The organism is Caballeronia mineralivorans PML1(12) (genome assembly GCF_001028175.1).
Classification (GTDB): Bacteria; Pseudomonadota; Gammaproteobacteria; order Burkholderiales; family Burkholderiaceae; genus Caballeronia; species Caballeronia mineralivorans.
In genome coordinates this window covers 1-11,260 of record NZ_AEJF01000250.1, presented here as the reverse complement: position 1 = coordinate 11,260, position 11,260 = coordinate 1, and the positions used below count along the sequence as shown (strand labels likewise).

The window sequence follows — 11,260 nt, the reverse complement described above, 5'->3', positions numbered from 1 at the left end:
CGAGCCGTCCGCTCGCCGTGGCGTCGTGGGACGTGGCGGTGATCAGGGCAGTGCTCGACCCGCTGGTCGAGCAGGGCCGCGAGGTCGTCATGTCGAGCGGCGTGCGGCCCGAGGACGTCACGGCAACCTACACCGTCGACATGCGTCACGTTGGCCAGGGGCACGAAATCTCGGTTGCATTGCCCGGGCAGGACGTGGCTGCGAAAGGATTTGTCGAGCAGTTGCTCGAACGTTTTTATACCGCGTACAAGGCGCTGTACGGACGCACTGTTTCGGGTTCCGAAGTAGAGGTGATCACATGGCGCGTGCGTGTGAGCGGACCTCGCAGCGATGTGACAGCGACCGCGATCGGCGGCGGGCGGGGTGCGGGGCAGGAACCGCTGAAGGGGAGGCGGCCAGTCTATTTCGACGAACTGGGCAAGTACGTTGAGACGCCCGTGTACGACCACTACGCCCTCACGCCCGACCTGCAGATCCAGGGTCCGGCCATCATCGAGCAGCGTGAATCGACCGTGGTCGTTGGACCGAGTGCCACTGCTTCAGTCGATGCGCAGCAAAATCTGATCATGCTTCTTGCTTGAGGAAGGACACAGTCATGACTATCCGCAATCCCGACTTTAACGATCCGATTACCTTGCAGGTCATGTGGGATCGTCTCGTTTTTATCGCCGACCAGGCCGACAGCGCGCTGGGCCGCACCGCCTTCTCGCCCATCGTACGTGAGAACCACGACTACGTCACCGTGCTGCTCGATGCGAAGGGCCGTGCGCTCTCGCAATGTACATGGTCGATCCCGGTCTTCATCACCGCATTGCCGATGGCCGCGCAGAACTACTTTCTCAAGGCCTTCCCGCCGGAGTCGCTGGAGCCGGGCGACGTGCTCGCGACCAACGATCCGATGATCGGCACGGGCCATCTGCCGGACCTGGTGATGCTCACGCCGATTTTCCGCAACGGCCGTATCGTCGCATACGCGGGGAGCATTGCGCACTTGCCGGACATCGGCGGCCGGCCGCAGTCGCCCGATTCGACAGACATGTTCGAGGAAGGCATCCGCCTGCCGATCCTGAAGCTGTTCAAGGCGGGCAAGCCTAACGAGGACGTCTTCTCGGTCCTCGAGGCGAGCGTGCGCCTGCCGCACGAGGTGCGCGGCGACATTCAGAGCATGGTCGCGGCAAACGAGGTGATCAACCGCGAGCTCACGCGCTTTATGGACGAGTATGGGCTCGACGACCTGGACGGGTTGGGTGAAGCCATCCACGGGCGCTCGGAGCGGTTCATGCGTCGCGCGATCGCCGCGCTGCCGAATGGCAAATATGGCGCTGAGGTCACGCTGGACGGTTTCGAGACGGACGTGTATCTGCGCGTCAGCGTGGAAGTGCGAGACGAGTCGATTCACGTCGACTATGCCGGCACTTCCGCGGAAGTGGCGCGCGGTATCAACGTGATGCCGCACTATCGCGTCGCGCACAGCGTCTATGCCTTGAAATGCCTGCTCGATCCGGAAACGCCGAACAACGAAGGCTGCATGATTCCCATCACCGATGAGGCACCTGCAGGCTCGATCCTGAACCCGGGCCGGACCGCAGCCGGCAGCGCGCGCAACCTGATCGGCCACGTCATCCCGAGCTTGATTTTTCGCGCCCTTCAGCACGTGCTTCCGGAGCGTACGCAGGCCGACAGCGGCGGCGCGCCGATCTGGGGTGTCAACTGCCAGGGGCAGCGAGCCGATGGCAGCGCCTATGGCAGCATCCAGAATTTTCACGGCGGCCAGGGCGGGCGTGCCGCGATGGACGGCAACGATACCCTCAGCTTCCCGTCAAACTGCAAGGTCACGCCGATCGAAATGTATGAGATTGCCGTGCCTATTCTCACTGAGCGCAAGGAACTGATCGCCGACTCGGGTGGCGCCGGCAAGTATCGTGGAGGCCTGGGTCAGCGCGGTGTATTGCGCAACCTGTCGTCGCGGCCGATGAACATTTATCTCAGCACCGAGCGAGTAAAGCACCCGTGTTTTGGTGTGCTCGGCGGCCAGTCGGGGCGCGCGGGTGCGGTGCTGCGCGATGGTCAGGCGGTGTTCCCGAAGGGCAAACTGGTGCTCGAGCCGGGTCAGCAACTGGTGCTCGAGTTACCGGGCGGCGGCGGCTGGGGCAACGCGACCGAGCGGCCGCACGAGCTCATCGAGCGCGACCTGCGCGAGGGCCTGGTGAGTGCCGAATGCGCCAAAGCCGACTATGGATATAGCGCCCCGAGCGCGACCGAACTCGCAAACAACACAGGAGGGCAATGATCATGGGCACGCTCGACGGACAAGTCACCCTTGTCACTGGCGGCGGTTCGGGCATTGGCCGGGCGACCGCGCTGCAGCTCGCGGCTGAAGGCGCGAGGGTCGTGGTGATCGGCCGCAGACAGGCCGCGCTTTCCAAGGTCGTCGCCGAGATCGAGGCGGCGGGCGGCAAGGCCTGGGCCCGCCCTGTGGACCTGGAGCGTCGCGAGGAGATGATCGATCTGGTGCGCTGGGTCGAGGCGGAGGTTGGCCCGGTTGGCATTCTCGTCAATAACGCCGGAGCGTCGAGCCGCGTGCGCAATATTCGCTGGATCGACGAGGACGACTGGAACGCGACGCTGTCCGTGAACCTCACTGCAGTCTATGTGCTGATCCAGGCAGTGCTGCCGGGCATGCTCGCGGCGGGCGGCGGCACCATCGTCACGGTGTCGTCGCTTGCTGCCGTGCGTCCGAGCCTGCTCGGCGGTGCGCCCTACGGCGCGGCGAAGGCGGGTGTGCGCAACCTCATGACGTACCTGCACGCCACTTTCCGCAACAACAATATCCGCGCGACGACGATCCTTCCCGGCGAGGTCAACACGCCCATCATGGACACACGCGTGCGCCCGCCAAGTGTCGAGGAACGTGCGGCAATGGTCAGTCCCGACGACGTGGCACGGGCGATCCTGCTGTGCTGCACGTTGCCTGCACGCACCACGATCGAGGAACTGGTGATCAGCCCGACGCTGCAACGCGACCAGGGGCCCGACACTGAAATCAGCCGCTGGCTCGGCGCCCCGGATGGCGTCGCCCCGGTAACAACCGAAGGAAACAAATCATGAGTGCTGCGCTGAAACAACGGCTCGCGAGCGGTGCATCCGTGCTGATGGTGAATCCGAATCACGTCTCGTCAAGCCTGGCCGAGAAGCTCACGCGCGCCGGCGCCCACTCGATTTTCATCGACTGCGAACACGGCGCGGCAGGTTTCGAGGAGTTGCAGAAGATGGCCAAGGCGGCCCGCTTCGGCGGCGGCTACACCATCGTGCGCCCGCAGAGCCAGGACCGCTCGACTATCACGCGATGCCTGAACTGCGGCGCGGACGGCGTGATGGTGCCGCTCGTGCATACCGCGGACAACGCGCGCGACGTTGTCAGGACCGTGCGTTACGCGTGTCCGGACGACTACGACGACAAGCTCGTGATCGTGATGATCGAATCGACGCAGGCTGTCGGGAATCTCGATGAAATTCTCGAGGTCGAAGGCATCGACGTGTTTTTCGTTGGACCGGGTGACTTGTCTCAGTCGATGGGCTATTCGCCGCGCGTCGCACCCGGCGCGCGTCGTCCGCAAGCCGTGCTCGATCTCGTGGACCACACCCTCGGACGCATCCGCCGTGCCGGCAAGGTTGCCGGCACGCTAGTGGTCAGGGAGGATGTCGCGCATCTGGTCGAAGCGGGCGCGCAGCTTCTCTACTATCACGCCGACCCATTCGTGAGCGACGGTGTGACGCTGATGCTCGGCTTGTCGGCGCCACAGGCCGCACGCAGCGAAAGGGTGTCTGCCTGAGTTGTCGCCGAGGCGTCGCCGTCAAGCAACCGCTACGCCCGATTCGTCGGGCGTGCTCACACCGACCAGCCGCTGCGACGCAACCAGTTCCTTCACCAATTGGCTTAGCGTGTCACGTACCGCTGCGGCCTGGTCCGACATCGGCTGATGATCGGAAACGCAAAGCGAGACGGTGGCCCGAATGGTGGGGCCACTTAGTCGGCGCGTCAGCGGACGCTCGGCGCCAACGAATGTGCTGGTCAGGGCCCACGGCAAGATGGTGGCGCCAAGGCCTACCTCGATCGCATCGCGTAGTGTGGCCGCCGATTCGATCTCGGCGGCCACGCGCGGCTTGATGCCCGCATGAGCGAAAGCCGTGTCGATCAGCTTGCGCAGGAAGTGGGTGGGACCGGGCAGGAGCAGGTCGACGCCGCCGAGCGCGGAGACCGGGATGGCACCATCTACGTCAGGCGGCAATTCCGCGTGCGGCGGCGCGATCAGGAACAGTTCCTCCACAAGCAGCGGTTGCAGGGTCACGCCTTTGATTGGGCCCGACCCATAGATGATCGCCAGGTCCATGCGCCTCGTCATCACCATCTCGCTTAGCACCAGCCCGAAGTTGTCATTGAGGAACAGGTTGACGTCGGGATAGTCGCGCCTGACGGTTTTCAAAAGGGGCGTCGACAGGATCGAGGTGGTGCTGTAGGTCGCAAGGCCGACGCTGACGTTGCCCGAAATGACGTTAGCCGTGCGCGCAACGTCCGACTCGGCCTTGTGCAACTGGTCGAGGATCACGAGTGCATGGCGGTATAGCTCGCGACCCGCACCGGTCGGACTGACACCCACGTTGGTACGGATCAGGAGTCTTTGCCCGAAGTGACGTTCGAGCAGGTTGATGTGCTGGCTGAGCGCGGGTTGTGCGATGTGCAGGTTGACCGCCGCGCTCGACAGGCTTTCCAGTTCGACAGCCTTCACGAAGCTATTGAGAAGTTTGAAACTGACGGTCATGGTCGATGTTCCATGGCGCTAGGAAAGCTTTTCAGCGTCGAGGCCGGCTTCTTGCAAATGCGATCCGACGGTGAGATCCGCGACCAGTTCGAGCAGGATCTGGTGCACTGCGACGGCGGGTTCGGAGAGCGGCAGGTGGTCCGATACGCACAACGACAGCGGTGCTTCTATGACGGGCGCCACAATGCGCCTTTGCACGCCATCTCCCGACGCAGCAATGATGCGCGCGGCCGAGTCCGGCAGGATGGTGGCGCCGATGCCCTCGTGAATCGCCGCCGAAAGCGTCGCGGACGATTCGATTTCCGCTACCACCCGAGGCTGCACGCGGGCGCTCGACAACGCGTCGTCTATATATTGACGCAGGTAGTTGTAGGGGCGCGGCAGCATCAGGTCGATATCCCGGAGCGCCGCGAGCTCGACCGGTCCCGCCGCTACGTGCATGCCACGCGGCGTCACGAGGAACAGTTCCTCCTTCAGCAATAACTGGAACGACAAGCCGTGCGGCGCGTGGTCGCCGTAGAGCACGGCCATGTCCATGCAGCCGTTGATGATCAGCTCGCTCAGCGTGGTGCCGAAGCTCTCGTTGATATACAGCAGGATGCCGGGATGCCGGGCGCGCACGGTCTTGAGCAGAGGCAGCGACAGTGCCGATGCCGCGGTACCGGGTGCGAGTCCGACCGAGACCTTGCCTGCGAGCGTGTCGCCGGTCTTGTCCATGTCGCTTCGGGCCTGCTCGAACTGCCGCAGGATGATTTGCGCGTGCCGGTACAGGGTGTGGCCGGCTTCAGTCGGCGTCACGCCGCGTTTGGTGCGGATCAGCAACTGATGGCGGAACTCGCCTTCAAGGATCATCAACTGCTGGCTGAGTGCGGGCTGGGCGATGTGGAGGATCTCGGAAGCCTGCGTCAGGCTACCCAGATCGACGATTTTCACGAAGTACTTCAAGCGCCTCAGGTTCACGAACGTCTGTCCCGCGGATGATGGACTCTGCTTTTCGCAGATCGAGATGGAAATGGTAAAGCAAGCCGCTAATGCGAGATACAACGAAAAAATAATGTTTAACCCTTGGCTCTCGGCCGGGTTGGCAGCAGGGCGCCGGGGACGGTGCGAAGGCGGTCGCGGACGGTATAAGCGAATGCGATTCCGGTAGAACAAAACCGTCTTGGCCGGACTTTTTTCTCCCACTTACCTTGATGCCATACCCGTGTCAAAAAGGAGTGCGGAGTGAGTTCGTCTAGAGTAGCTGCGCGCGTGCAGCGCATCAAAACATCGCCCAGCAGTGCTGCTGCGGATCGTGCCGCTGAATTGCGGCGGCAAGGCCGGCTTATCGTCAATCTCGCGATCGGTGAGCCCGATTTCCCGACGCCGGCGCACATTCGCCGTGCGGCAGTCGACGCCATGGAGCGAGGCGAGACGCGTTACACCCAGACCGCGGGCTCGCTGGCGTTACGCACCGCGATCGCGGCGAAGCTGCGCGAGGAGAACGGTCTCGCCTACGAGCCGAAGCAGGTCATCGTGACGTGTGGGGCGAAACACGCGATCTTCAATGCGCTTGCGGTGACAGTCGAGCCTGACGATGAAGTGCTGATTCCCGCGCCGTATTGGGTGTCCTACCCCGACATAGTGCTTGCCTGCGAAGGCAAGCCGGTCGTCTTGCGCTGCGCCGAGGCTGACGGCTTCAAGCTCACCGCGCAGACACTCGAGGCCGCCATCACGGCGCGCACGCGCTGGCTCATCCTCAATTCGCCCAATAACCCGACTGGCGCTTCGTATTCCGCCGACGAATTGCGGGCCCTCGCGGACGTGCTCGTGCGTCATCCCCACGTGCTGATACTGACCGACGACATCTACGAGCATATCCGCTTCGACGATCGGGGCAATCCTCACATCGTTGCTATCGAGCCGTCGTTGAGCGATCGCACGATCGTCGTCAACGGCATGTCGAAGACCTACGCGATGACGGGTTGGCGGATCGGTTATGCGGCCGGTCCGGCGGATCTGATTGCGGCGATGGACACACTGCAATCGCAATCCACCAGTTGTGCGTCGTCGGTGAGCCAGGCGGCTGCGCTGGCCGCGCTGGAGGGCGACCAAAGCAGCCTGGCGGAGTCATTGGCGATCTATCGCGCGCGGCGCGACCGCGGTCTCGACCTGCTCAATGCGGTCCCCGGTTTGAGTTGCCGGACGCCGGGCGGCGCGTTCTATCTGTTCGTCAACTGCGGTGGCCTGATCGGCAAACAAACCCCGGGCGGCAAGCGGATCGCGAGCGACGTGGATGTTGTCTCCTATTTTCTCGAAGCAGCAGGCGTGGTGCTGGTCGCGGGTTCGGCCTACGGCGCGTCGCCGTATTTCAGGATGTCGATTGCCACGAGCATCGAGGTCATCGAGGAAGGGTGCCGCAAGATCGCCGCAGCCGTAAAAGAACTGAGCTGAGTGCTCGAACATAAAACCGGCGAGACGGCATGCCGGGGAACTAGAGAGGGAAGGGCGCGCGCAGGGAAGCGCGTCGCTCGAATGGTTGCAGTACATCCAGAGCTATCAATCGTGAACGCGCAAGGGGAATAGGGTGAAAACAAAATTATTCGGATTACTTATTGGTGCTGGCTGCTGCACGAGTGCTTTCGCGCAATCTAGCGTGACGCTCTACGGCATCATCGACGTCGGCGTTCGCATGGATACGCATCAGACCGCTAGTGGGGGCAAGCTTTTCACCATGGGCAATGGCGGCGCAATGCAAAGTAATCGCTGGGGCCTGGTCGGCACCGAAGACCTGGGCGGAGGAACCAAAGCATTTTTCCGGCTCGAATCGGGCTTTACACCTAATACCGGGGCATTCCAGCAGGCCACGCCGTCGGGCGGTACCCGCATATTCGGCCGCACGGCGCTGGTCGGGCTCAGCGATTCATACGGCGCACTGACACTCGGCCGGCAGTACACGCTCGTGCACGAAATGGTAGCGACCAACGACGTATTCCAGTTGTCCAACTACTCGGGCACGTTCGGCTTCCAGGGTTCCGGTGAGACCGGCGGGGGACGCCTGGACAACAGTGTTCGATACACGTCGCCGCAGATGGCTGGCTTCACGCTGCGCGGGTCATATACGTTCGGGGGCGTGGCGGGAGATTTTCATCGCGCGTCCTCTCCGGCGGTCGGTTTCTCGTACGACCGCGGTCCGCTTAGCATCGGCGGCGCGTATCAGATCATCAACAATATCGGCGGCCTGACGCCGGCTACGTCCACCTATGGGAGCACCTACTACGGCATTACGATCCCGGACAGCTCGCAGAAAGCCATTACGATCGGCGGCAGTTACAAGATCGGAACGGCAACGCTTTTCGCCGGCTATATCTACAGTCACGTGTACCCGGCGGACTACAAGAACAACTCGTTTTCAGCCGCGATCGACTACTACGTTACGCCGACGATCGATATCAGGTTGCCGGTGTACGTCGATTTCCTGCGGCATGCCGGTACGAGCGGTACCCGTATCACGAGCGGACCGGTGTTCGACTATCTCCTGAGCAAGCGTACCGACGTCTACACGGGGTTCAACTATACGCACCTGACCGGAGCGTGGACCAAGCTCGCTGGAACCTCGGGATTCACGTTGCCTTTCAATGGCTACAACAGCGTGTTCGAGGTCATGGTCGGCATCCGGCACAAGTTCTGAGCCGAGAAGCGGCTGATTCACCCTGCACGGGGTCATGCAGAGGCGCACTCGCGTCATGGTTCGGCGACGTGAATGCGCCTCTTCAATAATTTCTATTGCTGCAACTGGAGTAGACCCGTGGTGCTCAGAGCGTTGCCGTCACGCCGCCGTCCACGTAGAGGATATGGCCGTTGACGAAATTCGATGCGTCGCTTGCAAGAAAGACCGCCGCACCCACCAGGTCGTCGACGTCGCCCCAGCGGCGTGAAGGTGTCCTGCCGACGAGCCAGGCATTGAACTCTTCGTTCTTGACCAGGGCCTCGGTGAGTTCGGTCTTGAAGTAGCCGGGTCCGAGCCCGTTCACCTGCAGTCCATGTGGGCCCCAGTCGATCGCCATGCCCTTCGTCAGCATCTTCACGGCTCCCTTGCTCGCCGTGTAGGCGGCAATGTTCGGGCGCCCTAGTTCGCTTTGCACCGAGCAGATGTTGACGATCTTGCCGCGCCCGCGCGGGATCATGTGGCGTGCGACGGCCTGTCCGACCAGGAATACGCTGTCGAGATTGGTGCGCATCAGTTCGTTCCACTGCGTGGCCGAGAACTCATGCAAGGGCGCCCGGCGTTGCATGCCGGCGTTGTTCACGAGGATGTCGATAGGGCCGGCGTTTTCTTCGACCTGCGCCACGGCCGAGCCAACGTCCCCGGCGTGCGTGACGTCAAAGCTTGTGGTGTAGACCGTCGCGCCCTCGCGACGCAATGTATCGGCGGCTTTATCGAGTCGCTCTTCGTTACGCCCGTTCAGCACGACGCTGGCGCCGGCCCCGGCGAGTCCGCGGGCGAGCGCGTAGCCGATGCCGGCACTCGATCCCATGATGAGCGCGGTGCGGCCCGTCAGGTCAAATAGGTTCAGTATAGGGTTCAAGGCAACTCCGCTACGACTTTGATTGATGGAAGAGTAACGCATGGTGCACTGGCTATCCGGCGCTCAGGCCGCGCAGTACGGCAGGGTTGACCGACGTCGGCGGCTGGCCGGCGTGTGGTCCGTGCCCAAGTGCTGCGATCAGGTTTTGCATGGCCAGCGAGGCCATCGCGCGCCGGGTGGCGACCGAGGCGCTGCCGATATGCGGCGTCAACACGACATTTGGCACATCCAGCAATGCAGGGTGCACATCAGGCTCACCTTCGAAGACGTCGAGCCCGGCTGCGGCGATTGTTCGCGCGCGTAACGCATGAGCGAGCGCGGCGTCATCGACTACCCCCCCGCGCGCGATATTGGTCAGCGTCGCGGTGCTTTTCATCTGCGACAGCTCGTGCGCGCCGATCGCATGATGCGACGCGGGCGAGTAGGGAACGACGATAATCAGATGATCGGCCTCGCGAAGCAGCGTGCCCTTGTCGACGTAGTGCGCCCCGGTCGCCGCCTCGACCTCCGCGGGCAACTGGGTGCGATTGTGATAGATCACGCGCATGTCGAAACCGAAGCGTCCGCGTTTCGCAATCGCCTGGCCGATCCGGCCCATGCCGAGAATGCCAAGCGTGGCGTGATGGATGTCCGAGCCGACGAACATGTCGTAGCGGCCGGTTTTACGCCATTGCGCGCGCCGCACGAAATGCTCGGACTCGGTAATGCGGCGGGCGGTCGCCATCATCAGGGCGAAGCCAAAATCCGCGGTGGTGTCGGTGAGCACATCGGGGGTATTGGTCACCAGGACACCACGGCGCGTGCAGGCCTCGACATCGATGTTGTTGTATCCCACGCCGACGTTGCACACGGCTTGCAGCGCAGGGCACGCGTCGAGCAGGGTGGCGTCGATCCGGTCGCTGCCATGCGTGACGGCGCCGCGCTTGTCTCTCAGCCGCCCGATTAATTCCTCCTGGCTCCAGACGATGTCTTCGGCGTTGTCGCTGACGTCGAAGTGCTCGCGCAGGCTGTCGACGATGTCGGGAAAGGACGCACGCGTGACGAGCACGGAAGCAGGCATGTTCAGGTCTCCTTGGTGGTTGCCGGGCTAGCGGGCAAAGCGTCGCCCACGATGGTCGAAGTCTTGCGCCAAGCGTATCGGGCCGGATGCGTATCCACCAAGACGGTTTGGGTTTGACGGGATAACAGGTGCTTATGGCGCGAAAACACTGTAGGCCATAAGCACCTGTTATCCGGCCAGATGAAAGTCGTCTTGGTTCGGGCCCCAGGTTGTCTTAACGTAACTGGCGTCATAGGCGCACGACTCATCTGCCCCAAGCCGCTAGTTCGTCACGACGCCGCCTGGCCGGCGGCATCGCCCTATTCCAGAACATCGCACAAGGCTTTGATATGCATGCATTGGTGATCCACGCCCCTCACGATCTGCGCGTCGAGGAGACGCCGACGCCCGAGATCGGGCCGCAACAGTTGCTGGTCCGCGTCCGCTCCGGCGGTATCTGCGGATCGGACCTGCATTACTTCCTGCATGGCGGATTCGGCACCATCCGCATCCGTGAACCGATGATCCTTGGTCATGAGGTATCGGGTGTGGTGCAGGAAACCGGGTCAGGTGTCGATGACATCCTGCCCGGGACACGGATTGCGATCAGCCCGAGCCGTCCGTGCGGCTTGTGCCAATACTGTCAGCAGGGTTTGCAAAATCATTGTCTCGATATGCGCTACTACGGCAGTGCAATGCGCAGTCCGCATGTGCAAGGCGCGTTCCGGCAGCAGATCGTGATCGACCGTTCGCAGGCGCATGAAGTGTCGGCGTCACTGAGCGATGGCGAAGCGGCAATGGCCGAGCCGTTGTCCGTGGCGCTGCACGCCGCG

At 62.8% G+C, this 11,260-nt stretch carries 10 protein-coding genes and 1 pseudogene; 7 read left to right on the top strand and 4 right to left on the bottom strand.

All coding sequences use genetic code 11. The features are described 5' to 3' along the window. The 4 genes and pseudogenes from EOS_RS47355 to EOS_RS40860 form a co-directional block, all read left to right on the top strand. Positions 1–581 (top strand): annotated as a pseudogene (locus EOS_RS47355) (hydantoinase/oxoprolinase family protein); the annotation flags it as partial. A gap of 14 nt (positions 582–595) precedes the next feature. Next, positions 596–2,290, top strand: coding sequence for a hydantoinase B/oxoprolinase family protein (locus tag EOS_RS40870; protein WP_047897936.1), 1,695 nt, complete (start codon positions 596–598; stop codon positions 2,288–2,290). Between the two features lie 2 nt (positions 2,291–2,292). After that, on the top strand, positions 2,293–3,108 hold the full coding sequence (locus tag EOS_RS40865; RefSeq protein ID WP_047897939.1) for an SDR family NAD(P)-dependent oxidoreductase: 816 nt from the start codon (positions 2,293–2,295) through the stop codon (positions 3,106–3,108). Continuing rightward, positions 3,105–3,833, top strand: coding sequence for an HpcH/HpaI aldolase family protein (locus tag EOS_RS40860; RefSeq protein ID WP_047897935.1), 729 nt, complete (start codon positions 3,105–3,107; stop codon positions 3,831–3,833). The genes EOS_RS40865 and EOS_RS40860 overlap by 4 nt, the downstream gene beginning before the upstream one ends. Positions 3,834–3,854: 21 nt before the next feature. On the opposite strand, the gene EOS_RS40855 is transcribed toward EOS_RS40860, so the two are convergent. Both EOS_RS40855 and nac read right to left on the bottom strand, forming a co-directional pair. Beyond that, positions 3,855–4,820: a LysR substrate-binding domain-containing protein gene (locus EOS_RS40855; protein ID WP_047897934.1), complete on the bottom strand. Its 966-nt coding sequence runs from the start codon at positions 4,818–4,820 to the stop codon at positions 3,855–3,857. Positions 4,821–4,838: 18 nt separating this feature from the next. Next, complete coding sequence (nac, locus tag EOS_RS40850) at positions 4,839–5,780, bottom strand: nitrogen assimilation transcriptional regulator NAC (RefSeq protein WP_047897938.1); 942 nt, start codon at positions 5,778–5,780, stop codon at positions 4,839–4,841. Between the two features lie 264 nt (positions 5,781–6,044). On the opposite strand from nac, the gene EOS_RS40845 reads away from it, so the two are divergent. Next, positions 6,045–7,253 carry an aspartate transaminase gene (locus tag EOS_RS40845; RefSeq protein ID WP_047897933.1) on the top strand — a complete coding sequence of 403 codons (1,209 nt, stop codon included), beginning with the start codon at positions 6,045–6,047 and terminating at the stop codon, positions 7,251–7,253. A 133-nt stretch (positions 7,254–7,386) separates the two neighbouring features. After that, positions 7,387–8,490, top strand: coding sequence for a porin (locus EOS_RS40840; protein WP_047897932.1), 1,104 nt, complete (start codon positions 7,387–7,389; stop codon positions 8,488–8,490). 124 nt (positions 8,491–8,614) lie between these two features. Here the strand turns inward: EOS_RS40840 and EOS_RS40835 are convergent, their stop codons facing one another. After that, positions 8,615–9,430 carry a glucose 1-dehydrogenase gene (locus EOS_RS40835; protein ID WP_047897931.1) on the bottom strand — a complete coding sequence of 272 codons (816 nt, stop codon included), beginning with the start codon at positions 9,428–9,430 and terminating at the stop codon, positions 8,615–8,617. A gap of 10 nt (positions 9,431–9,440) precedes the next feature. Beyond that, complete coding sequence (locus tag EOS_RS40830; protein WP_075645486.1) at positions 9,441–10,448, bottom strand: 2-hydroxyacid dehydrogenase; 1,008 nt, start codon at positions 10,446–10,448, stop codon at positions 9,441–9,443. Positions 10,449–10,777: 329 nt separating this feature from the next. Between EOS_RS40830 and EOS_RS40825 the strand changes: the two genes are divergently transcribed. Continuing rightward, positions 10,778–11,260: alcohol dehydrogenase catalytic domain-containing protein (locus EOS_RS40825; protein WP_047897929.1), on the top strand; the 483-nt coding region annotated here is incomplete at its 3' end.

Excerpts from the sequence above, each read along its gene's own strand:
- EOS_RS40870 (WP_047897936.1), top strand. The coding sequence starts at position 596 with ATGACTATCCGCAATCCCGACTTTAACGATCCGATTACCTTGCAGGTC.
- EOS_RS40865 (WP_047897939.1), top strand. The coding sequence starts at position 2,293 with ATGGGCACGCTCGACGGACAAGTCACCCTTGTCACTGGCGGCGGTTCG.
- EOS_RS40860 (WP_047897935.1), top strand. The coding sequence starts at position 3,105 with ATGAGTGCTGCGCTGAAACAACGGCTCGCGAGCGGTGCATCCGTGCTG.
- EOS_RS40855 (WP_047897934.1), bottom strand. The coding sequence starts at position 4,820 with ATGACCGTCAGTTTCAAACTTCTCAATAGCTTCGTGAAGGCTGTCGAA.
- EOS_RS40835 (WP_047897931.1), bottom strand. The coding sequence starts at position 9,430 with ATGCGTTACTCTTCCATCAATCAAAGTCGTAGCGGAGTTGCCTTGAAC.
- EOS_RS40830 (WP_075645486.1), bottom strand. The coding sequence starts at position 10,448 with ATGCCTGCTTCCGTGCTCGTCACGCGTGCGTCCTTTCCCGACATCGTC.